This is a genomic window from Mitsuaria sp. PDC51 (assembly GCF_900113225.1).
Classification (GTDB): Bacteria; Pseudomonadota; Gammaproteobacteria; order Burkholderiales; family Burkholderiaceae_C; genus Roseateles.
On record NZ_FOZE01000003.1, the window covers coordinates 702,976 to 725,352 of the forward strand.

Consider the following 22,377-nt stretch of genomic DNA (forward strand, 5'->3'; position numbering starts at 1 on the left):
GCCGGGGCGAAGGACTGGCGTCGGGCGCGAAGGGCGCCGGCGCGACGGGCGCATGCCGCCGCGGAAGGCGATGTCTTCGCTTCGCCGGACGGCGGTTCGGCGGCTGTCGACCGTCGCCCGGGTCCGGTCCCGAGAGTCAGGGGTGAATCCCCATGTCCTCGCACAGGAACCGTCCATGAGCGCCATCGATCCGATCTCTTCCCTCAACGGCAGCGGCCCGCGCCTGTCGCCGATGCAGCAGCTGTACCAGCAGCAGCTCTACGCGGACCCGCAGCCCGCGTCCCCGGCCAACGTCATCGCGCCGCTCATGACGATGCTGGTCCAGCAGATCATCGCGATGCTGGTGCAGCAGCTCCTGCAGTCGCTGCAGGCCCAGCAGCAGGGGCAGCAAGGGCAGCAGGGCATGCCCGGCGGAGGCGGCGGCGCAGGCGGGGGGCTCGGCGGAGCGCCCGGCGGCGGAGGCGCGAACCCGTTCGCCGCCGGTGGCGGGCCAGGCGGTGGCGGAGGCAATCCGTTTGGGCCCGCCGGCGGCTTCGGTGGCGCGGGGAGCGGCAGTCCCGGCCTCGGCGCCTTCGGTGATGTCCCGCCTGCGCCGGCGCCCGCTTCCCCAGAGCCAAGTCCTGCTTCGAGCCCGAGTTCGAGCCCGAGTCCTGCTCCGAGTCCAAGTCCTGTTCCGAGCCCGAGCCCGAGCTCAAGCCCGAGTGCCGCGCCCGCTCCAGCGCCAGCTCATGGCCATCACCACCACCATCACGGCCATGCCCCGGCTCCGGCGACGCCCGATCCGCTGCTCGCGCCCGCACCGGCGCCGGCACCTTCGGTCGGCGCTCTCGCCAAGCCCGACGACGCGGGTCCGGTGTCCAGCAGTACCCCCGCGACCTCGGTGCTGCCGCCGCATCGCGGCGAGGTCGTGGTGAACAAGCCCATCGTCGTCGGCCCGGGCGAGACCTTCGACGGCAAGAACCAGTTGTTCACCGCCGGGTCGGGGCTGAGCGGCAATTCGGCCGAGACGTACCAGCCGGTCTTCATCCTCGGCCCGGGCGCCACGCTGAAGAACGTGCAGTTCCAGGGGGGTGACGGCGTGCACCTGCTGGGCGACGCCAAGATCGACAACGTGCACGCGGTGCACGGCGGCCCGGACGACATGATCACCATCGACGGGCCCGGCAACCGCGCCCACGACGCCCAGCTGGCGGGGATCTCCCCGGCGTCGATTCCCAACGACCGGCCCGCCGAGGTCGAGATCAGGAATTCCTCGTTCCGGCACTCGCATGACAAGGCGATCCAGGTCAACGGCGATGCCAACGTGAAGCTCAGCGGCGTCTACGCCGAGGACGTCGGCCAGCTGCTGGTGACGCTGGGCGGCCAGCCGATCAAGGCCAACGTGTCGATCGACGACTCGCAGTTCAGCGGCGTGCGCTCGCACCTGGTGCGGCTGGACGATCGCGACTCCACGCTGCGACTCGGCCCGAACGTCAGCACCGACTCGGGCCGCCTCCAGGTCATGATGGGCACGCCGGCCAATGCCAGCGGCGCGACGGTGGTGATGCCGTCCTCCAGCCCGGCGGGCGGCAACGACTGAGCCGGCGCCATGGCCACGAGGACGAGCCGCCGGTGGGCGGTCGTCCTCGAGCTCTGCATGGCCGGTGCCGGCGCGTCAGCGACCGTACAGCGCGGTGAACGAGGCCTTCCCGAGCATCTTGCGGCCCAGCCCCCGGTTCAGCACGAAGCCGTGCAGGGCCGCGGTCCCGGTCTTCGGGACGCCGGCGGCCGCGTCGATGTCCGCGACGGCCAACGCGTAGACGGTGAACACGTAGCGGTGCGCCTTCTCTCCCGCCGGCGGACAGGGGCCGCCGTAGTTGCCGTTCTCGCCGGTGACGCCCGTGTCGAGAAAGTCGTTGACGCCGCCATGGGCGCCGGCTGGCAGGCGGGTCGCGGCGTTGCCCGCGCCGCGCGGCAACTGGGTGATCGAGGCCGGGATGTTGTAGACGGTCCAGTGCCAGAAGCCGCTGCCCGTCGGGGCATCCGGGTCGTAGACCTGCACCACGAAGGACTTGGTGCCGGCCGGCGCGTTCTTCCATTCCAGCGCCGGGGAGACGTTGTCGCCCGAGCAGCCGAAGCCGCTCAGGACGAACCGGTTGTCGATCCCGCCGCCCGGCGCGATGTCCGGGCTGGAGAGCGAGAATCCGTCGCTTGGCGGGGCCGCCGCCGGCCGGGCGGTGGCGGGCAGGGACACGACGCAGGCCAGGGCGGCGGCGCAGGTCGCGAGCAGCGACCGGCGGGGCAAGACATTCGGAGACATGGACTTCCTTGTCGGCAGGGATGAATGGGGAGGAGGGAGGACTTGTCCATCAGGCCGGGACCGGGGCGTTCTTCAGGCCCAGCACCTGGATCGATTCGATCGACGGCGGCACCGCGAACAACTCGTCCGCCCGGGCCATCAGTGCCTGCGCGATCGGGCCGGCCAGGTGGTTCTGCCGGCCCGCCTCGTCGTGGAACGCGTCGAAGATGCCGAAGCTCGTGGGGGACAGCCGCAGCGCGAACCAGATCGGCGTCGATGGCTCGTCCAGGGCGAGCGCCAGGCCGGCGCGCAGGAACTCGGCCACTTCGGCCTCCTTGCCGGGCCTGGCTTCGAGACGCGCGAAAAGTGCAAACTGAATCATGGTGGGACACCTCTTCGGTTGATGCCGGACATCCGACAGCGGCCAATGTAGGTTTTCACCGCGTGGTGGCGTATTGCCGCGAATGACAACATCGATATCATTCGCGCCATGAGGATCTCGGTGCTTGCCGTCGACGGCGTCTTCGATACCGGCCTGGCCGCCGTGCTGGACACCTTTGCCACGGCCAACGAACTGGCCGAGCTGCAGCGGATGCCGTCACCGCGCTTCGAGGTCCACGTCGTCGGCGTGCGCAAGAGGGTGCGCACCTCGCTGGGCCTGCGGGTGCCGGTGAAGGCGGTGTCGACGCTCAGGCGGCCCGATTGGATCGTGGTGCCGGCCTTGGGGACCAAGATGCCGGAGCCGCTGCAGGAGGCGCTGGAGCGGCGGGAAGCGCAGGACGCGGCGGAGCAACTGCGGTGCTGGCATGCCGGTGGCGCCCGCATCGGCGCTGCCTGCATCGGCGGGTTCCTGCTCGCGGAGTCCGGATTGCTCGACGGGCATGAGGCCACGACCGCCTGGTGGCTGGGCCCGCTGTTCCGTCAGCGCTACCCCGGGGTGCGGCTCGACGAGCAGCGGATGCTGGTGCCGTCCGGCCGGCTGGTGACCGCGGGCGCGGCGATGGGGCATCTGGAGCTGGCCTTGTGGCTGGTCCGGCAGAGCAGTCCCGCGCTGGCCGACATGACGGCGCGCTACCTGCTCGTGGACACCCGCCCGTCGCAGGCGCCTTACATGATCCCGGTGCATCTGGCGCAAGCGGACCCGCTGGTGCAGCGCTTCGAGGGCTGGGCCCGCGGCCGGTTGCGGGAAGGGTTTTCGCTCGACGCCGCGGCGGCGGCGATGCACACCAGCAAGCGCACGCTGCAGCGGCGCATCGAAGCCGTGCTGGGCAAATCCCCGCTGTCGTATTTCCAGGACCTGCGCGTGGAGCGCGCCGTGCACCTGTTGCGCACCAGCCGGCAGGATCTGGAGGCCATCGCCGCCGAAGTGGGCTACGCCGACGGCGTGACCCTTCGCACCCTGCTGCGCAGGAAGCTGGGACGCGGCGTGCGGGAACTGCGACGGCCGGGCGACTGAGTCCTTCGCGGTGGTGCTTGCGGGCGGTCCTCCGCCCCGGCGACACCGGCTCAGCGCTCCGGCTCGGTCTTGACGTCCTTCAGCAGCGGCTGCATTTCCTGCGGCATCAGGTGCGCCGGCAGCGGGCCGACATCGTGGTCGAGGAGCTGCCTCACGTTCTCGGCATGGGCATGCACGCAGTTGCTGCCCTCCAGGCCGCTGGTCTCATAGCGCGGAAAGACCGTGCGCGCCTGCATGGTCTCGTAGAGACTCGACTGCTGTGGCGTCATCGTGCCGTGGTCGATCACCAGCGTCGACGGCCCGATGGGAAGCGGCTTGTCCTCGCCGGCGAGCTTCGCCTCCGCGCGCACGCCCATGACCTTGAACTTGCGGCCATCGCTCAATTCACCCTGCACGAGGAAGGAGTCTGGTCGCTGGCCCGCTACGAACTGCGGCGAATGCCCCAGCGCGGGCGCCAGTCGCGGATTGAGCCGCAGGTCCTCGGCCGATGGCTGGAATTGCACGTGGCCGGGCGTGAGGATCTTGGTCTCTCCGTCAGCCTCGCGCGTGCGCGTGGGGTCGATGACCGTCGAGATGGGGCGGGAACCCCGCTGCGGCAGGTCCGCGAGCGCCCCGCTGGGCAGGTTGGATGTGGACGTGGACTCGGCGCCGGACTTGCCGGCGTTGTCGCGGACCGATCCCAGCGCGGCACGGATCGGTGGCGAATTGGTGAGGGGGCGTCTCCACACGGAAGTCTCCTGTCGCAGTTGTGGTTGTCCGCCGAATCTAGGACCGGCGAGTCCCGATGCGACGCCCGGTGCGAAACGGAGCAGGGCAGGGCGAAAGGCTTCGTTCCTGCGCACCGCCCTTCGCACGCTGCGCTCCGGGGCCTCCGGTGCGCTTCCTACAATTCCGCCCGGGCCTTGCGTGGTGCTGGGCAAGACCTGGCACCTCCGCCGACCTTCTCCCGATCTTTCTTCGTACACCCATGCCTGTCATCGACATCGCCGGCCGTTCCCTGCACTTCCAGGACCGCGGCACCGGATTCCCGCTTCTGCTCGGACACAGCTACCTGTGGGATTCCGCCATGTGGGCGCCGCAGATCGAGGCGCTCTCGCGGTCCTATCGCGTCATCGCGCCGGACCTCTGGGGGCATGGACGATCCGATGCCCCGCCCGAGGGCACGCGCACGCTGGGCGACCTCGCCGCGCAGGCCGGGCTGCTGCTGGACGCGCTGGACATCCGCGAATGCGCGGTGGTGGGCCTGTCGGTCGGCGGCATGTGGGGCGCCGAGCTCGCCCTGCGCGAACCGGAGCGGGTCCGCGCGCTGGTCCTGATGGACACCTACCTCGGCGCCGAGCCGGAGGCGACCCGCGCGCGCTACTTCCAGATGCTGGACACGATCGAGTCGCTGGGCCGGTTCCCACCGCCCATCCTCGATGCGGTGGTCCCGCTGTTCTTCCGCAGTGGCGCCGACCTGGGCGGACCCTTGCCGACGGCCTTCCGGCGCGCGCTTGAGGGTTTCTCCACCGAGCAGCTGCGCAACGCCATCGTGCCGCTGGGCCGGCTGATCTTCGGCCGTCCGGAGGCGCTGCCGCGCCTGGCGGCGCTCGATCCGGACCGCACCTTGCTGATGTGCGGCGCGCTGGACATCCCCCGTCCGCCGGCCGAAACCACCCGGATGGCCGAACTCATCGGCTGCGAGCAGGTCATCGTGCCCGACGCGGGTCACATCTCGAATCTCGAACAACCCGCGTTCGTCACGCGGGCACTGGAGGCTTGGCTGGAGCGGCAGATCGGGCGTTGATGGGCGCCGTGCAGTCCAGGCATACGTATCCGAGGTGATATGGTGCGGCCTGCGTCCAGGCGATCCCGCCGGAAGCCGCCGTGATCCGTGCCATGAAAGTCGATACCAAAAGCAAGAAGGTGAACAAGGCGTGGTTGAACAACCATGTCAACGATCCCTACGTGAAACAGGCCCAGAAAGAGGGCTACCGGTCGCGCGCCGCCTACAAGCTCAAGGAAATCGACGAGGAATTCCAGTTGATCCGGCCCGGGCAGGTGGTCGTCGACTTGGGGGCCTCGCCCGGGGCGTGGAGCCAGTACCTGCGCCGGCGCTTCGCGCCCAAGGAGGCGGGCGCCGGCGGCGCGGCGGTGGGCGCGCTGAACGGCCGCATCATCGCGCTCGACCTGCTGGACTTCGAACCGATCGAAGGCGTGGAGTTCCTCCAGGGCGACTTCCGCGAGCAGGAGGTGCTGGCGCAACTCGAGGCGACGCTGGCCGGGGCGAAGGTGGACCTGGTGGTCTCCGACATGGCGCCCAACCTGTCGGGCATCGAAAGCACCGACGCGGCGCGGATGGAACACCTGATCGAACTGGCGCTGGATTTCGCCCAGCAGCACCTCAAGCCGGAAGGCGCGCTGGTTGCCAAGGTCTTCCACGGCAGCGGCTATGACCAGCTGGTGCACGCCTTCCGGGCGCAGTTCAAGCGCGTGAAGACCGCCAAGCCCAAGGCCTCCCGGGACAAATCCGCGGAAAACTTCCTGGTCGGCATCGGCCTGAAGAAGGGGTGAGCGGGCGTGCGGGCCAGTTCGGCCCCGGCTGAAGCCGCGATCAAGCGTCAAAGTCGGGGCCGCTTCGGGCGCTTGCCTTGAGGCATGCATGGCAATATCTATCGTGGCGTGTGGGAATGCCAATCAAGTCGTGGGACTTGACTGGCCTAGAATCCGCCCCATATGCCGTGAAAGTCCGCTGCCCGAGGCTGTTTCCATGGGTCGGCGGTGATGGAATGACAAAGGAGTCGCGGTGAACAATCAGTGGTTCTCGAAAGTGGCTGTGTGGATGGTGATCGCCTTGGTGCTGTTCACCGTCTTCAAGCAGTTCGATCGCAGCGCAACCCAGGGGACTCAGATCGGTTACTCGGACTTCCTTGAAGAAGTCCGCGCCAAGCGCATCAAGCAGGTGGTGCTGCAGGAAACCCCTGCCGGCACCGAGATCCAGGCAACGACCGGTGACGGCAACAAGCTTCGCACCACCGCGCCCTACATGGACCGCGGCCTGGTCGGCGACCTGATCAACTACGGCGTCAAGTTCGACGCCAAGCCCCGCGAAGAGCCCTCGGTCCTGATGAGCATCCTGCTCAGCTGGGGTCCGATGCTGCTGCTGATCGCCGTCTGGGTGTACTTCATGCGCCAGATGCAGGGCGGCGGCAAGGGCGGTGCGTTCAGCTTCGGCAAATCGAAGGCACGCATGCTCGACGAAGCCAACAACACGACCACCTTCGCCGACGTCGCCGGTTGCGACGAGGCCAAGGAGGAAGTGAAGGAGCTCGTCGACTTCCTGAAGGACCCGCAGAAATTCCAGAAGCTGGGCGGCCGCATCCCGCGTGGCGTCCTGCTGGTCGGCCCTCCCGGCACCGGCAAGACGCTGCTGGCCAAGGCCATCGCCGGTGAAGCCAAGGTGCCGTTCTTCACGATCTCCGGTTCGGACTTCGTCGAGATGTTCGTCGGTGTCGGCGCGGCCCGTGTGCGCGACATGTTCGAGCAGGCCAAGAAGAGCGCGCCCTGCATCATCTTCGTCGACGAAATCGACGCGGTCGGTCGCCATCGCGGCGCCGGCCTGGGCGGCGGCAACGACGAGCGCGAGCAGACCCTCAACCAGATGCTGGTCGAGATGGATGGCTTCGACACCAACCTGGGCGTCATCGTGATGGCCGCGACCAACCGTCCGGACATCCTCGACCCGGCGCTGCTGCGTCCGGGCCGCTTCGACCGTCAGGTGTACGTCACGCTGCCGGATGTCCGCGGCCGCGAGCAGATCCTGAACGTGCACATGCGCAAGGTGCCGGTCGGCCAGGACGTCCGCGCCGACATCCTGGCGCGCGGCACCCCGGGCTTCTCCGGCGCCGATCTGGCCAACCTGGTGAACGAAGCCGCGCTGTTCGCCGCCCGCCGCAATGGCCGGGTGGTCGACATGCAGGACTTCGAGAAGGCCAAGGACAAGATCATGATGGGCCCCGAGCGGAAGTCCATGGTGATGCCCGAGGAAGAGCGCAAGAACACCGCCTATCACGAAGCCGGCCACGCGCTGGTGGCGCGCCTGCTGCCCAAGACCGATCCGGTCCACAAGGTGACGGTGATCCCGCGCGGCCGCGCGCTGGGCGTGACGATGCAGCTGCCGGAAGGCGACCGCTACAGCATGGACAAGGAGCGCATGCTCTCGACCATCTCGGTGCTGTTCGGCGGCCGCATCGCGGAAGAGGTCTTCATGAACCAGATGACGACCGGCGCCAGCAACGACTTCGAGCGCGCCACGGCGATCGCCCGCGACATGGTGACCCGCTACGGCATGACCGATGAGCTGGGCCCGATGGTCTACGCGGACAACGAAGGCGAGGTGTTCCTCGGCCGTTCGGTGACGAAGACGACCAACATGTCGGAAGAGACCATGCGCAAGGTCGATCAGGAGATCCGCAAGATCATCGACGAGCAGTACACCATCGCTCGCAACCTGATCGAGGAGCACAAGGACAAGATGCACGCGATGGCGACGGCGCTGCTCGAATGGGAAACCATCGACGCCGACCAGATCGACGACATCATGGACAACCGCCCCCCGCGTCCGCCCAAGGACTGGACGCCGCCGGCCAACAAGTCGGACAGCGGCGGCACCCCCGCGGTGAGCACGGGCAGCGCTCCCGCCGCCGCCTGATCGTCGGGCAGTCAACTCCCCAGGGGATCCCCTTTGAAAGGCCGGTCGAGAGACCGGCCTTTCTGCTTCCCGCCCGGCGAAGTTCACGACGGACCATTAGCGAGCCGTTAGCGGGCCGTTGGCGCCGCACCTCCGCAGCTTCCGTCATACTGTCCGCTTGGCGTGGCAGTTCCCAGCGCGATCTAGCGTGCCGCCGCGCGCCCGATGTCCTGCCGCCCATGACTGCTGCCTCGATCTGGAAAACCACCCGCTTCGATCTCGACCTGACGGAGCGCCCGCTGGTGATGGGCATCGTGAACGTGACGCCCGATTCGTTCTCCGACGGCGGTCAGCATGCCGAGGCGGCCAAGGCGATCGACTTCTGCGAGCGGCTGCTGGGCGAGGGCGTCGACATCCTGGACCTGGGCGGCGAATCGACGCGGCCCGGCGCTCCCCGGCTCGACGCCGACGAGGAATGGCGTCGCCTGGAGCCGGTCATGCGGGCGGCGCTGAATTTCGGCGTCCCCGTCTCCGTCGACACCTGCAAGACCGAGGTGATGCGCCGGGCCCTGGACCTTGGCGTCGACATCATCAACGACGTGCAGGCGCTGCGGGATGAGGGCGCCGATGCGCTGCTCGCGGAACATGGCAGCGCCGGCATCTGCCTGATGCACATGCGGGGCGAGCCCGCCGGCATGCAGCAGCTGACCGACTACGCGGATGTCGTGACCGAGGTGTCGGCGTTCCTGGATGAACGGATGCGGCATCTGATCACGCAGGGCGTCGCGGCCGAGCGGATCACGCTCGATCCGGGATACGGATTCGCCAAGACGGTCGACCAGAACCTGAGCCTGCAGTGCCGGCAGCGCGAGCTGCTGTCGCTGGGGCGGCCGCTGCTGGTGGGGTGGTCGCGCAAATCGACCTTGGGGGCCGTGACGGGGCGGGCCGTCGACGAGCGCCTGCCGGCCAGCATTGGCGCGGCGCTGGCGTCGGTGGCCCTGGGCGCGCGGATCGTGCGCGTCCACGATGTCGGCGCCACGGTCGACGCGCTCAAGGTCTGGCAGGCTTTCGGCGCCCCACAAGGATGAACGGCCCGCGCCGTTCCCGGTCCACCCTCCCCATCCCGCATCCCCCATCCCCCGATTGCGGGCCCCCATCCTGGGCGAGGAGGGCCCGATACGGCTTCGGCGACAATCCGCGGATTCACGATTGGGAAGTCTCAGGAGGTTGCTTCAATGAGCCGCAAGTATTTCGGGACCGACGGCATCCGCGGGACCGTTGGCCGTACCCCCATCACGCCTGACTTCATGCTGCGGCTGGGCCATGCGGTGGGCCGGGTGCTCAAGCGCAGCTATGCCAAGCCCAGTGTCCTGATCGGCAAGGACACCCGCATCTCCGGCTACATGCTCGAGTCGGCGCTCGAGGCGGGCTTTGCCTCCGCCGGCGTCAACGTCCTCCTGACCGGTCCCCTGCCGACCCCGGGCGTCGCCTACCTGACCCGGGCGCTGCGGCAGCATCTGGGCGTGGTCATCTCGGCCTCCCACAATCCCTTCGCGGACAACGGCATCAAGTTCTTTTCCTCCAAGGGTGAGAAGCTGCCCGATGCCTGGGAGCTCGATGTCGAGGCCGTGCTGGACGAGCCGCCGGTCTGGGTGGATTCCGCCAGCCTCGGCCGGGCGCGGCGCCTGGACGATGCACAGGGCCGCTACATCGAGTTCTGCAAGGCCAGCTTCAGCGGCGACCTCAGCCTGCGTGGCATGAAGCTGGTGGTCGACGCCGCGCACGGCGCCGCCTACCAGGTGGCCCCGTCCGTGTTCCACGAGCTGGGCGCGGAAGTGATCACCATCGGCAACAAGCCGGACGGCTACAACATCAATGACAAGGTCGGCGCCACGGCGCCCGAGGCCCTGGTCGCCGCCGTCAAGGAGCATCAGGCCGACTACGGCATCGCGCTGGACGGCGATGCCGACCGCCTGCAGATGGTCGACGGCGACGGCCGTCTCTACAACGGCGACGAGCTGCTGTACGTGATGGTGGCGGATCGCCTGGCGCGCGGAGAGCGCGTCCCGGGCGCTGTCGGCACGCTGATGACCAACATGGCGGTCGAGCTGGCGCTGCGCCAGCGGGATGTCGAGTTCGTGCGCGCCAAGGTGGGCGACCGGTACGTGCTCGAGGAACTGGCCGCCCGCGGCTGGCAGCTCGGCGGGGAGGGCTCCGGTCACCTGCTGGCGCTGGACCGTCACACCACGGGTGACGGCATCGTCAGCAGCCTGCTGGTGCTGGAAGCCGTCTGCCGCAGCGGCCGTCGCCTCGTCGACCTGCTGGACGGCGTCTCCCTGTTCCCGCAGACCTTGATCAATGTGCGCCTGCAGGCCGACCAGCAGGACTGGAAGAGCAACCCGGCGCTCGCCCGCACCGAGGCCGAAGTCATGGCCGAACTGGGCGATCGTGGCCGGGTGCTGATCCGCAAGTCCGGCACCGAGCCGCTGCTGCGCGTCATGGTCGAGGCGAGCGATGCCGGGCTGGCGCAGCGTTGCGCGGAACGTCTGGCCGACGCGATCCGCAGTTGAGCCTCGTAAGCCTGGGCGGTACCCGCCGCTCCGGGCAGTACGGAACGTGAAAAAGAGAGCCGCCGGCGCGAAAGCGTCGGCGGCTTTTTTTCCGGTTCATCGCCCCAGCACGCGCCGACACCGCCGTCGAAAGGGTCTTCTGCGCGGTCCGTCGAGCCTCGGAATGAAGATGACAGCGGGGTGAATCGAATATGACAATGGCCGCGACCCGGTCGCCCGGACGCCATTTCTCCTCTGGGGCGCTCTCCGTAACGAGATTTTTCCGACCCGGGGTTGGCGTCACGGATGTGTCACATTGAGGTCATAGCATCCGCTCCGTTCGCCAACCAACCAAGCGATAGGACTGAATGACCATGAATCAACTGCGTGCTGGCCTGCTGTTCGCCGCTTGCGCCGCGATGTTCTCCGTGGCCCATGCTCAAGAGGTGACCGGCGCGGGTGCCTCCTTCCCGGCCCCCGTCTACGCCAAGTGGGCTGACGCCTACAACAAGGCCACTGGCGTCCGCATCAACTATCAGTCGGTGGGTTCTGGCGCCGGCATCAAGCAGATCCAGGCCAAGACCGTCGACTTCGGCGCGTCGGACGCCCCCCTGAAGGACGAGCAGCTGGCCAAGGACGGCCTGGTCCAGTTCCCGACCGTGATCGGCGGCGTCGTGCCGGTCATCAACGTCAAGGGCATCAACCCCGGTCAGCTCAAGCTCAACGGCCAGATCCTGGGCGACATCTACCTGGGCAAGGTTGCCAAGTGGAACGACCCCGCCATCGCCGCCCTGAACCCGGGCGTGGCGCTGCCGGACGCCGCCATCGCCGTGGTTCGCCGCGCCGACGGCTCGGGCACCAGCTTCCTGTTCACGAACTACCTGTCCAAGGTCAATGCCGAGTGGAAGTCCAAGGTCGGTGAAGGCACCGCCGTGAACTGGCCCACCGGCGCTGGCGGCAAGGGCAACGAAGGCGTGTCGGCCTTCGTGACCCGCCTGCCGAACTCGATCGGTTACGTCGAGTACGCCTACGCCAAGCAGAACAAGATGACCTACGTGCTGATGAAGAACGCCGCCGGCAACTTCGTCAGCCCCAGCGACGACGCCTTCAAGGCCGCTGCCGCCGGTGCCAAGTGGAACGAATCGTTCTACCAGGTGCTGACCGAGCAGGCCGGCAAGGACAGCTGGCCCATCACCGGCGCGACCTTCATCCTGATGCACGCCGCCCAGGACAAGCCGGCCCAGGCCGCCGCCGCGCTGAAGTTCTTCGACTGGGCCTACACCCAGGGCGACAAGACCGCCGACGAGCTGGACTACGTGCCGCTGCCGGCCGCCGTCAAGGACCTGGTTCGCAAGCAGTGGGCCGATCACGTGAAGGACGGTTCGGGCAAGGCTGTCAGCTTCAAGTGATCCTCGCCTGACGACACAGCCCGGTGACCCGCGTCGCGGCCACCGGGCTTTCGCACAAGAATTCCAGACACTCCCAGCGGAGGCCCCGTGGCCGCAATACTTCCAGCCAATTCCATCGACCGAGATCGCGGCCAGGAGCGCGCCCAGCCCGACGGCCGTCCGCCGCAGCGCCGACGCGTCGCGCCCTGGGCCGACACCGTGTTCTCGGCGCTGACGCACGGCGCGGCCTGGCTCACGCTGGCCTTGCTGGCCGGCATCATCGGCTCGCTGCTGATCGGGGCCGCGCCCGCGATCAAGCAGTTCGGCCTGAACTTCCTGATCACCGCGGACTGGGACCCGGTGCAGGAGAAGTTCGGCGGCCTGGTGATGATCTACGGCACGCTGATGACCTCGCTGATCGCGCTGCTGATCGCGGTGCCGGTGAGCTTCGGCATCGCGCTGTTCCTGACCGAGCTCGCGCCGGGCTGGCTGCGCCGCCCACTGGGCATCGCCATCGAGCTGCTGGCCGCGGTGCCGTCGATCGTCTACGGCATGTGGGGCCTGCTGGTGTTCGGGCCGATCCTGGCGACCTACGTGCAGCAGCCGCTGCAGTCGCTGCTGGGCGGCGTGCCCTACCTGGGCGCGCTGGTGTCCGGCCCGCCGGTGGGCATCGGCATCCTCTCGGCCGGCATCATCCTGGCCATCATGATCATCCCGTTCATCGCCTCGGTGATGCGTGACGTCTTCGAGGTCACGCCCGCGATGCTCAAGGAGTCGGCCTACGGCCTGGGCTCCACGACCTGGGAAGTGGTCTGGAAGGTCGTGCTGCCGTACACCAAGACCGGTGTCGTGGGCGGCATCATGCTGGGCCTGGGCCGCGCGCTGGGCGAGACCATGGCGGTCACCTTCGTGATCGGCAACATGAACCAGCTGAACTCGCTGTCGGTCTTCGAGGCCGCCAACAGCATCACCTCGGCGCTGGCCAACGAATTCGCCGAAGCCGGCGCGGGCCTGCACCAGGCCTCGCTGATCTACCTGGGCCTGGTCCTGTTCTTCATCACCTTCGTGGTGCTGGCGTTCTCCAAGGTCCTGCTCAACAAGCTCAAGAAGAACGAGGGAGCCCGCTCATGAGCGCCACCAACGCCAAGCGCCTGGCGATGTACAACAAGCGCAAGCGCGTCAACCAGATCGCGCTGACGCTGTCGATGGGCGCGATGGGATTCGGCCTGGTCTGGCTGATCTGGATCCTGCTCGAGACCTTGATCCAGGGCGTCGGCGGCCTGACGATCGCGACCTTCACGCAGATGACGCCGCCGCCGATGGCGGACGAGGGCGGCCTGGCCAACGCGATCTACGGCTCGCTGCTGATGGTCGGCCTGGCGACCTGCGTCGGCACGCCGATCGGCGTGCTGGCGGGTGTCTACCTCGCGGAGTACGGCCAGAAGACCTGGCTCGGCGCCTCGGTGCGCTTCATCAACGACATCCTGCTGTCGGCGCCGTCGATCGTCGTGGGCCTGTTCATCTACACGGTCGTCGTCACGCGGATGAAGTCGTTCTCGGCGCTGGCCGGCATCCTGGCGCTGGCGCTGATCGTCATCCCGGTGGTGATCCGCACCACCGAGAACATGCTGAGCCTGATCCCCAACGCGCTGCGCGAAGCCGCCTACGCGCTGGGCACGCCCAAGTGGAAGGTCATCCTGACCGTGACGCTGAAAGCGGCGCGCGCCGGCGTCGTGACCGGCGTGCTGCTGGCGCTGGCCCGCATCTCGGGCGAGACCGCGCCGCTGCTGTTCACCGCGCTGTCCAACCAGTTCTGGACCAGCTCGCTGGGCAGCCCGATGGCCAGCCTGCCCGTGACCATCTTCAAGTTCGCGATGAGCCCCTACGAGAACTGGCAGAAGCTCGCCTGGGCCGGCGTCTTCATCATCACCATCGGCGTGCTGCTGCTCAACATCGCGGCCCGCGTGCTGTTCAAGGAAAAGCATTGACCGGCTGACTGCCGCCGGAGCCGCATGCTCCGGCGCCTCACGATCAACGAATCCCACGAATCGAGAAACAACATGGACGTCAAAGTCGACATGCCGGTGACCGAGAAGGCGAAGCTCTCGGTGAAAAACCTGAACTTCTACTACGGCAGCTTCCACGCGCTGAAGAACATCAACCTGGACATCCCCGAGAACAAGGTCACCGCCTTCATCGGGCCGTCGGGCTGCGGCAAGTCCACGCTGCTGCGCACGTTGAACCGGATGTTCGAGCTCTATCCGGAGCAGCGCGCCGAAGGCCAGATCCTGCTGGACGGCGAGGACATCCTCACCAGCAAGGAAGACGTGTCGCTGATCCGCGCCAAGGTCGGCATGGTGTTCCAGAAGCCGACGCCGTTCCCGATGTCGATCTACGACAACATCGCCTTCGGCGTGCGGCTGTTCGAGACGCTGTCGCGCGTCGAGATGGACGAGCGCGTCGAATGGGCGCTGAAGAAGGCCGCGCTGTGGAACGAGGTCAAGGACAAGCTGAACCAGAGCGGCTCGGGCCTGTCGGGCGGCCAGCAGCAGCGCCTGTGCATCGCGCGCGGCATCGCCATCAAGCCGGAAGTGCTGCTGCTGGACGAACCCTGCTCGGCGCTGGACCCGATCTCCACCGGCAAGATCGAGGAGCTGATCCACGAGCTCAAGCACGACTACACCGTCGCGATCGTGACCCACAACATGCAGCAGGCCGCCCGCTGCTCGGACTACACCGCCTACATGTACCTGGGCGACCTGATCGAATTCGGACCGACCGCGGAGCTCTTCATGAAGCCCAAGCGCAAGGACACCGAGGACTACATCACGGGTCGTTTCGGTTAATCAGAGGGGAGCGAAGACCATGACTGACAAGCATCTGTCCACCCAATTCGACGCCGAACTCAGCGGCATCTCCACCCGCGTGCTCGAGATGGGCGGCCTGGTCGAATCGCAGGTCGCGCAGGCCGTCGAGGCGCTGGGCACCTTCAGCGGCGACATCGCCAGCCACGTCCTCAAGCAGGAAGAGATCGTCAACACGATGGAGATCGAGATCGATCGCGACCTGTCGACGATCATCGCCCGCCGCCAGCCGACGGCGCGCGACCTGCGCCTGCTGATCGCCGTGTCCAAGACGATCGCCAACCTCGAGCGCGTCGGCGACGAGGCCGCCCGCATCGCCCGCACCGTGCAGCGCCTGATCAACACCGGCGTGTCCAGCCGGCTGCGCCTGCCGATGTCGGACCTGTCGTACGAGGCCGAGCTGGCCACCGCGCAGCTGCGCAAGGCGCTGGACGCGTTCGCGCGGCTGGACGTGGACCGCGCGCTGGAGGTGCTCAAGGCCGACGACCAGATCGACAAGGAGTTCGACGGCCTGATGCGCAAGCTCATCACCTACATGATGGAAGACCCGCGCACCATCTCGTCGTCGATCGACCTGGTCTTCGTGGCCAAGGCGATCGAGCGCGTGGGCGACCATGCCAAGAACCTGGCCGAGGTCATCATCTACGTGGTCAAGGGCACCGACGTCCGCCACAACACGCCCGACGCCGTCGAGCACATGGTGCGCTGAGCACCGATCGCGATCCTCCCGTGCGGCCCGGCCCCGATCGGGGTGCCAGGACCGGCGGGACCGAATAAGAGGAGTTACCCCGCATGAGTCGCATCCTGGTCGTCGAGGACGAATCCGCCATCGCTGAACTGATCTCCATCAACCTGCGCCACGCCGGTTATGAGGTCACGCTGGCCGGCAATGCCGAGCAGGCGCAATTGGAAGTGGACCGCGTGCTGCCGGATCTGGTCGTGCTCGACTGGATGCTGCCGGGCCAGACCGGCCTGGCGCTGGCGCGCCAATGGCGTGGCGCGACCCGCACCCGCGAGCTGCCCATCATCCTGCTGACGGCGCGCGCGGAGGAGGTCGACAAGGTCTCCGGCCTGGATGCCGGTGCCGACGACTACCTGACCAAGCCGTTCTCCACCAACGAGCTGCTGGCCCGCATCCGCGCGGTGCTGCGCCGCAAGGCGCCCGAGGCACTGGACACGGCGGTCGAGGTCGGCGGCCTGGTGCTGGACCCGGGCACGCGCCGCGTCAGCCGCGAGGGCGTGGAGGTCAAGCTCGGCCCGACCGAGTTCCGCCTGCTGCACTTCTTCATGACGCACCCGGAGCGCGTGCATAGCCGCTCGCAGTTGCTGGACCGCGTCTGGGGCGACCACGTGTTCATCGAGGAACGCACCGTCGACGTCCACGTCAAGCGCCTGCGCGAGGCGCTGGAGAAGGTCAGCTGCGCCCGCATGATCGAAACGGTGCGCGGCGCCGGCTACCGACTGACCCAGCAGAGCAGCGCCCTGTCGGCCTGAGGACGCGTCCATGGCATGGATGTTGTCGCGGGTGCTGATGCTGGTGCTGGGCACCGGCGTGGCGGGGGGGCTAGGCTACTGGTTGGGGGAATGGATGCGGATGCCGCAGCTGGCGGCGGCGCTGGCCGCGGCGGCGGCCGTCATCCTGATGGCCGTCTGGGACGCGGCGCGGGCGCATCGGCTGGTGACCTGGCTGCGCGGCGACCAGAACGACGATGCGCCCCGGCTTGGCGGCCTGTGGGGCGAGATGGCTTACCGCGTCGAACGCGGCCTGCGCGACCGGGAGCGCCGCTACGACCGCGAGCGCCAGCAGCTCGAGCAGTTCCTGCTGGCGATCGAGGCTTCCCCCAATGGCGTGATCCTGCTCGACGGCCAGGACCACATCCAATGGTGCAACGTCGTCGCCGGCGACCATTTCTCGCTGGACCCGCAGCGCGACAAGCTGCAGCGGATCACCAACCTGGTCCGGTATCCCGCCTTCGTCTCCTACCTGCAGAACGGCAACTTCCAGCAGCCGCTGACGCTGACCAACACCCGCGCGAAATCCACGCTGCAGGTGCTGGTGCGCGATTACGGCGTCGGCGGGGAGTCGCGCAAGCTGGTGCTGTCGCTGGATGTGACGGACCGCGAGCGCAACGAGGCGATGCGGCGTGATTTCGTCGCCAACGTGTCGCATGAGATCCGCACGCCGCTGACGGTGCTGGCCGGCTTCATCGAGACCATGGCCAGCCTGCAACTGACCGAAGCCGAGCGCAAGCGCGTGCTGCACCTGATGCAGCAGCAGACGACGCGGATGCAGACCCTGGTCGGTGACCTGCTGACGCTGGCGCAGCTCGAGGGCAGTCCGCGGCCGGCCGCCGATCACTGGATCGCGCTGGATCCGCTGCTGGCGCGCGTCGGCGCCGACGCGCAGGCGCTGTCCAGCGGGCGGCATGAACTGGTCTGCGAGCGCCAGACTGGCGTCGAGCTGGCGGGCGTCGAGACCGAAATCCTCAGCGCGATCGCCAACCTGGTCAGCAACGCGGTGCGCTACACGCCGGAAGGCGGGCGCATCGAGCTGCAATGGCGCTGGACGCCGGACCATGGCGGCGAGATCTCGGTGATCGACAACGGCCCCGGCATCGCGCGCGAGCACCTGCCGCGGCTCACGGAGCGCTTCTATCGCGTCGACGGCAGCCGCTCGCGCGATACCGGCGGCACCGGGCTGGGACTGTCCATCGTCAAGCACGTGGTCCAGCGCCATGGCGGGGAACTGCGCATCGACAGCGAGCCGGGCAAGGGCTCCAGCTTCCGGCTCAAGTTCCCGGCCACGCGCGTCCGGTTGGCGGATTCGCCGGCGATGGGGGATGAGGCCGCCCCGGCGGCGCTGGCGGGCGGCGAAGGGCTCTGAGGCGCGGCGGCGTCGGGAAGGCTCAGCGGTCCTTCTGCATGACCAGGTAGGTGGCGAAGCGGTCCGTCGGGCGGCGGACGACGCCCAGGACCTTCCAGCCGCTCGGCGGCGTCGGCGTGCCTTCGGCCTGCACCGAGATCGCGATCGAGCAGGCGGTGGCGGCCAGGTTCTGGGTGGCATCGACGCGCCAGTGGCCCTGGAACTCCAGCGCGGCCAGCGCATGCGTCGGCAGGCTCGGCGCGGCGATGCAGTCGACATCTCTCGGCACGTGCGCCGCGATGCGGTCGACCAGCGGCTTGTTGCTGCGCGCGTAGTTCAGCGGATGCAGGCCCAGGGTCATCGCCAGCAACCAGGCCAGCGCCACGCCGCCGGCCGGCAGCGCCAGGCTCTTCCAGATCGCGTGGCGGTGGCGGGCGGTGCGCCAGCGCACCAGCCACAACCAGGCCAGGGTGCCCAGCAGGGCCAGCACGAAGGTGAGCAGGCTGAATTCCGGCTCATAGCCCTGGGCCAGCTTGCGGACGTTGGCCAGGAACTTGGCCGGCCAGCCAACCTGCAGCGCGGTGTAGTACAGCCACAGGAAGATCGCGCCGGCGGTGAAGAAGAACACCGAGAACCAGTCGAGCAGCGCGCTCGCGCTGCGCTGGAAGGTCGGCAGCGCGAAGCTCGCCAGCACCGCCAGCGGCGGCAGCGCGAGCAGCATGGCGCGGTCGTCGGCGCCCATCAGCAGGCTGGTCAGCAGCGGTACCAGCGAGGCCAACAGCGGCACGGACAGGTGGCGCCGCATCAGGTGCGAGCGCCAGCGCCACAGCGACCAGGCCGCCAGCGGCCAGGCCGGCCAGCAGAACCAGCCCAGCAGGCGCAGCCAGTCCAGCACGCTGCGTTCGCTGGCCTTGACGCGCCAGGCCCAGCCATGCATCGGCCAGGCCACGAGCGCCGCCAACGCCATCGCGCCGAGGATCCACGGCAGGAACTTGCGGGCGTCCTCGTAGGTCGAGCGGTAACACAGCCACAGCGCGCCGATGGACAGCGCCAGCGCGACGGCCGGCGCGCCGCTGGTCGCGAGCACCGGCAGCGCGGTGAACATCGCGGCGCGCGCCTTCCCTCTGCGGAAGGGGAGCGCCGCGAGGCTGTAGACGAAGAGGGTGATGCCCAGCAGTTGGAGGATCTCGGGCGTGATCTCGTGGCCCAGGCGCAGCAGGCCGACGCTGGCGATCAGCGCCAGCAGGCAGCCGTCGGCCATGGCGCGGGCGTAGTCAACCGCATGGGCCTCGCCGCCGAAGGCGAAGGCGACCGGCTGGGCGGCCTCGGTGCGGGCCAGGTGCAGGCAGCTGTACCAGGCCAGCGCCAGCACCGCCGCCAGCATCAGACCGAAGGGGATGCGTGCCGCCACCGAGGGCTCCAGGAAAGGCAGCAGCTTGATGCCCAGCGCGCCGACCCAGTAGGGCAGCAGGCCGCCATCCGCGGGCAGGCCGGCGATCGCCGGCTGCAGCCACGGCGCGTGACCCTGCGCGATGCTGGCGATGAAGCCGTAGGCGGTGAGATCGGCGTTGCGCCACGGGTCACGGCCAAACAGGCCGGGCAGCACGTAGGCCGCGCACAGCAGCAGCAGGGCCCAGCGAGGGATCGGGTGCGTGCTGCGCTCGGCCACGACGGCCGGGGTGGGCAGATTCATGCGCGTCTGTCTCGTTGTCGTTGTGAATGCCGGTGCGCATCATGCCGCAGCTTCGGTGCCCTCGGGACGACTCTGCTGACAGCGCACGGTAAAGGGCTCGAGGGCCGCGACGCGCTGTCCCGGGCGGGAGCGACGCGGCGCCGGCGGGCCGGAAGGCGTGACGCCGCGCGGCGCCATGAAAAAAGGCAGCCGGTGTGGCTGCCTTCTTCGCGGGGACCGGAGAGCATCCGGTCGGGGAGGGCGCTCAGGCCTTCTTGCGCAGGTTCGCAAACTTGTTGCGGAACTTCTCGACGCGGCCACCCAGGCTGTCGACGCTCTTCTGCGTGCCGGTGTAGAACGGGTGCGATTCGCTGGAGGTTTCCAGCTTGACCAGCGGCAGTTCGCGGCCGTCGTCCAGCTTGATCGATTCCTTGGTCACCACCGTCGAGCGGATGATGAACTGGGCGCCGTTGGACTGGTCCACGAAGACCACGTCACGGTAGTTGGGGTGAATGCCTTCTTTGGCCATCTCGCTTACCTCGCTGCAGTGCCGCCAGCCACACCGCCCCTTGCAGTGCACTTGTCGACAGCGGAAAAACGCGGAGTATAGCTGAAATGAAGGAAGCCGCCCAGAGGGCGGCTTCCGTGAAGTCCTTGGCAGGGCCGGTATCAGCCGCCTCTGCGCATCATGTCGAAGAAGTCGTGGTTGTTCTTCGAGGACTTCATCTTGTCGAGGATGAACTCCATCGCCTCGATCTCGTCCATCGGGTAGAGCAGCTTGCGCAGGATCCAGGCCTTCTGGAGGATCTCCGGCTTGAGCAGCAGTTCCTCGCGGCGCGTGCCCGACTTGTTCAGCAGGATCGACGGGTAGACCCGCTTCTCGGCCATGCGGCGATCCAGGTGGATCTCGCAGTTGCCGGTGCCCTTGAACTCTTCGTAGATCACCTCGTCCATCTTGGAGCCGGTGTCCACCAGCGCGGTGCCGATGATGGTCAGCGAGCCGCCTTCCTCGATGTTGCGCGCCGCGCCGAAGAAGCGCTTGGGGCGCTGCAGCGCGTTGGCGTCCACGCCGCCGGTCAGCACCTTGCCGGAGCTGGGCAGCACGTTGTTGTAGGCGCGGGCCAGGCGGGTGATCGAGTCCAGCAGGATGATCACGTCCTTTCTCAGCTCGACCAGGCGCTTGGCGCGCTCGATGACCATCTCGGCGACCTGCACGTGGCGGGCGGCCGGTTCGTCGAAGGTGGAGCTGATGACCTCGCCGCGCACGGTGCGCTGCATCTCGGTCACTTCCTCGGGGCGCTCGTCCACCAGCAGCACCATCAGGTGGGCGTCGGGATAGTTGGCCGCGATCGAGTGCGCCAGGTGCTGCATCATCATCGTCTTGCCCGACTTGGGCGGCGCGACGAGCAGCGCGCGCTGGCCCTTACCGAGCGGGGCGATCAGGTCGATGATGCGGCTGGTGATGTTGTCCTCGCCGCGGATGTCGCGCTCGAGCTTGAACTGCTCCTTCGGGAAGAGCGGCGTCAAGTTCTCGAACATGATCTTGTGCTTGGACTCCTCCGGCGTCAGGCCGTTGACGCGGTCCACCTTCACCAGCGCGAAGTAGCGTTCGCCGTCCTTGGGGACGCGGACCTCGCCTTCGATCATGTCGCCGGTGTGCAGGTTGAAGCGGCGGATCTGGCTCGGCGACAGGTAGATGTCGTCGGTGGACGCCATGTAGCTGGTCTCGGGCGAGCGCAGGAAGCCGAAGCCGTCCGGCAGCACTTCCAGCACGCCGTCGCCGAAGACCTGTTCGCCGGCCTTGGCGCGCTTTTTCATGATCGCGAACATCAGCTCCTGCTTGCGCATGCGAGCGACGTTGTCGATCTCCAGCTCTTCGCCCATTTTGATCAGGGCGGAGACGTGAAGCGCCTTCAGTTCAGAAAGATGCATGGGGGGGTTGACCCGGTCTGTCGTCCAGAGCCTGCCAAGGCCAGGGACACAAACAACGGCGAGCCCAAGGGACGCGCTGCCGCGTTGCTGCGGACGGAGAGGATGCGTGGAGACTTGGGCGCCGAGTCCACGCGCTCACCCGGAACGTCGACGGCGTCCGAGGACGCCGCGCTGCCCGGGAGGGCGTGTTGGCAAGTTGTCCACCGGAGCCGCATGGGCCCCGGCGGATCGGATGATTATAGGTGGGCGTCCAGGAACGACGTCAACTGGGCCTTGGACAGGGCGCCGACCTTGGTGGCGGCGAGCTGGCCGCCCTTGAACAGCATCAGCGTCGGGATGCCGCGGATGCCGAACTTGGCGGGCACCTCGCGGTTGTCGTCGACGTTGAGCTTGGCGATCTGCAGCCGGTCGCCGTAGTCCTTGGCCACTTCGTCCAGGATGGGGGCGATCATCTTGCAGGGGCCGCACCACTCGGCCCAGTAGTCCACCAGCACGGGCTTGTCGGACTGGATGACGTCGCTGTCGAACGAGGCGTCGGAGATGTGTTTGATCTGTTCGCTGCTCATGGAGATGGTCCTTGCGTGATGTCCCTGCCGGGCGGATGCCTCGGGATGGGCGGCCGGCCGGGCGACAATATGTGCCGCCTCGGGAGCCCCAGGGTTGCAGGGCGAGCGACGATTCTCACACAAGCCCGGAAACCTCGGCC

The 22,377-nt window shown here is 68.1% G+C and carries 21 protein-coding genes; 14 read left to right on the forward strand and 7 right to left on the reverse strand.

From position 1 onward, the window contains the following. Nucleotides 1–175: 175 nt before the first annotated feature. A complete protein-coding gene (locus tag BM393_RS26245; protein WP_254783580.1) occupies nucleotides 176–1,579 on the forward strand; it encodes a pectate lyase in 1,404 nt (467 codons plus the stop codon). Between the two features lie 75 nt (nucleotides 1,580–1,654). Here BM393_RS26245 and BM393_RS23520 read toward each other — a convergent pair whose 3' ends face one another. Beyond that, entirely contained in the window at nucleotides 1,655–2,299 is a 645-nt protein-coding gene (locus BM393_RS23520; RefSeq protein WP_091733604.1) for a YbhB/YbcL family Raf kinase inhibitor-like protein, read from the reverse strand. Nucleotides 2,300–2,348: 49 nt separating this feature from the next. Continuing rightward, a complete protein-coding gene (locus tag BM393_RS23525) occupies nucleotides 2,349–2,660 on the reverse strand; it encodes a putative quinol monooxygenase (RefSeq protein WP_091733606.1) in 312 nt (103 codons plus the stop codon). A gap of 108 nt (nucleotides 2,661–2,768) precedes the next feature. On the opposite strand from BM393_RS23525, the gene BM393_RS23530 reads away from it, so the two are divergent. Then, nucleotides 2,769–3,734, forward strand: a complete 966-nt coding sequence (locus tag BM393_RS23530) for a GlxA family transcriptional regulator (RefSeq protein ID WP_091733608.1) — start codon at nucleotides 2,769–2,771, stop codon at nucleotides 3,732–3,734. Nucleotides 3,735–3,784: 50 nt separating this feature from the next. On the opposite strand, the gene BM393_RS23535 is transcribed toward BM393_RS23530, so the two are convergent. Further along, on the reverse strand, nucleotides 3,785–4,462 hold the full coding sequence (locus BM393_RS23535; protein ID WP_091733610.1) for a hypothetical protein: 678 nt from the start codon (nucleotides 4,460–4,462) through the stop codon (nucleotides 3,785–3,787). A gap of 239 nt (nucleotides 4,463–4,701) precedes the next feature. Between BM393_RS23535 and BM393_RS23540 the strand changes: the two genes are divergently transcribed. The 12 genes from BM393_RS23540 to phoR all read left to right on the forward strand — a co-directional run bounded on the left by BM393_RS23540 (nucleotide 4,702) and on the right by phoR (nucleotide 18,088). Next, nucleotides 4,702–5,520, forward strand: coding sequence for an alpha/beta fold hydrolase (locus BM393_RS23540; protein WP_091733612.1), 819 nt, complete (start codon nucleotides 4,702–4,704; stop codon nucleotides 5,518–5,520). 92 nt (nucleotides 5,521–5,612) lie between these two features. Further along, on the forward strand, nucleotides 5,613–6,287 hold the full coding sequence (locus BM393_RS23545) for an RlmE family RNA methyltransferase (RefSeq protein WP_091733614.1): 675 nt from the start codon (nucleotides 5,613–5,615) through the stop codon (nucleotides 6,285–6,287). Between the two features lie 232 nt (nucleotides 6,288–6,519). Next, nucleotides 6,520–8,424 (forward strand): ATP-dependent zinc metalloprotease FtsH, encoded by a 1,905-nt coding sequence (gene ftsH / locus BM393_RS23550; protein ID WP_091733616.1) that lies wholly within the window; start codon nucleotides 6,520–6,522, stop codon nucleotides 8,422–8,424. Between the two features lie 218 nt (nucleotides 8,425–8,642). Continuing rightward, the gene (folP, locus tag BM393_RS23555; RefSeq protein ID WP_091733618.1) at nucleotides 8,643–9,491 is read left to right on the forward strand and encodes a dihydropteroate synthase; all 849 of its coding nucleotides are present in this window, start codon (nucleotides 8,643–8,645) and stop codon (nucleotides 9,489–9,491) included. Nucleotides 9,492–9,638: 147 nt separating this feature from the next. Then, a complete protein-coding gene (glmM, locus tag BM393_RS23560; RefSeq protein WP_091733620.1) occupies nucleotides 9,639–10,973 on the forward strand; it encodes a phosphoglucosamine mutase in 1,335 nt (444 codons plus the stop codon). 353 nt (nucleotides 10,974–11,326) lie between these two features. Then, nucleotides 11,327–12,361, forward strand: a complete 1,035-nt coding sequence (gene pstS / locus BM393_RS23565; RefSeq protein WP_091733902.1) for a phosphate ABC transporter substrate-binding protein PstS — start codon at nucleotides 11,327–11,329, stop codon at nucleotides 12,359–12,361. Between the two features lie 87 nt (nucleotides 12,362–12,448). Further along, nucleotides 12,449–13,471 (forward strand): phosphate ABC transporter permease PstC, encoded by a 1,023-nt coding sequence (gene pstC, locus BM393_RS23570; protein WP_404932678.1) that lies wholly within the window; start codon nucleotides 12,449–12,451, stop codon nucleotides 13,469–13,471. Then, nucleotides 13,468–14,328 (forward strand): phosphate ABC transporter permease PstA, encoded by an 861-nt coding sequence (gene pstA, locus BM393_RS23575; RefSeq protein ID WP_091733622.1) that lies wholly within the window; start codon nucleotides 13,468–13,470, stop codon nucleotides 14,326–14,328. Before pstC ends, pstA begins: the two co-directional genes overlap by 4 nt. 72 nt (nucleotides 14,329–14,400) lie before the next feature. Continuing rightward, nucleotides 14,401–15,186, forward strand: coding sequence for a phosphate ABC transporter ATP-binding protein PstB (pstB, locus tag BM393_RS23580; protein ID WP_091733906.1), 786 nt, complete (start codon nucleotides 14,401–14,403; stop codon nucleotides 15,184–15,186). 19 nt (nucleotides 15,187–15,205) lie between these two features. After that, nucleotides 15,206–15,913 carry a phosphate signaling complex protein PhoU gene (gene phoU / locus BM393_RS23585; protein ID WP_091733624.1) on the forward strand — a complete coding sequence of 236 codons (708 nt, stop codon included), beginning with the start codon at nucleotides 15,206–15,208 and terminating at the stop codon, nucleotides 15,911–15,913. Nucleotides 15,914–15,996: 83 nt separating this feature from the next. After that, nucleotides 15,997–16,698, forward strand: coding sequence for a phosphate regulon transcriptional regulator PhoB (gene phoB, locus BM393_RS23590; protein WP_091733626.1), 702 nt, complete (start codon nucleotides 15,997–15,999; stop codon nucleotides 16,696–16,698). Between the two features lie 10 nt (nucleotides 16,699–16,708). Next, nucleotides 16,709–18,088: a phosphate regulon sensor histidine kinase PhoR gene (gene phoR / locus BM393_RS23595; protein ID WP_091733628.1), complete on the forward strand. Its 1,380-nt coding sequence runs from the start codon at nucleotides 16,709–16,711 to the stop codon at nucleotides 18,086–18,088. A gap of 22 nt (nucleotides 18,089–18,110) precedes the next feature. Here phoR and BM393_RS23600 read toward each other — a convergent pair whose 3' ends face one another. The 4 genes from BM393_RS23600 to trxA form a co-directional block, all read right to left on the reverse strand. Continuing rightward, complete coding sequence (locus BM393_RS23600) at nucleotides 18,111–19,760, reverse strand: hypothetical protein (RefSeq protein ID WP_091733630.1); 1,650 nt, start codon at nucleotides 19,758–19,760, stop codon at nucleotides 18,111–18,113. Nucleotides 19,761–20,004: 244 nt separating this feature from the next. Continuing rightward, nucleotides 20,005–20,268, reverse strand: a complete 264-nt coding sequence (locus tag BM393_RS23605; RefSeq protein ID WP_091733632.1) for a type B 50S ribosomal protein L31 — start codon at nucleotides 20,266–20,268, stop codon at nucleotides 20,005–20,007. A gap of 140 nt (nucleotides 20,269–20,408) precedes the next feature. Beyond that, nucleotides 20,409–21,671: a transcription termination factor Rho gene (rho, locus tag BM393_RS23610; RefSeq protein ID WP_091733634.1), complete on the reverse strand. Its 1,263-nt coding sequence runs from the start codon at nucleotides 21,669–21,671 to the stop codon at nucleotides 20,409–20,411. Nucleotides 21,672–21,907: 236 nt separating this feature from the next. After that, entirely contained in the window at nucleotides 21,908–22,237 is a 330-nt protein-coding gene (gene trxA, locus BM393_RS23615) for a thioredoxin TrxA (protein WP_088383781.1), read from the reverse strand. Nucleotides 22,238–22,377 lie beyond the last annotated feature (140 nt).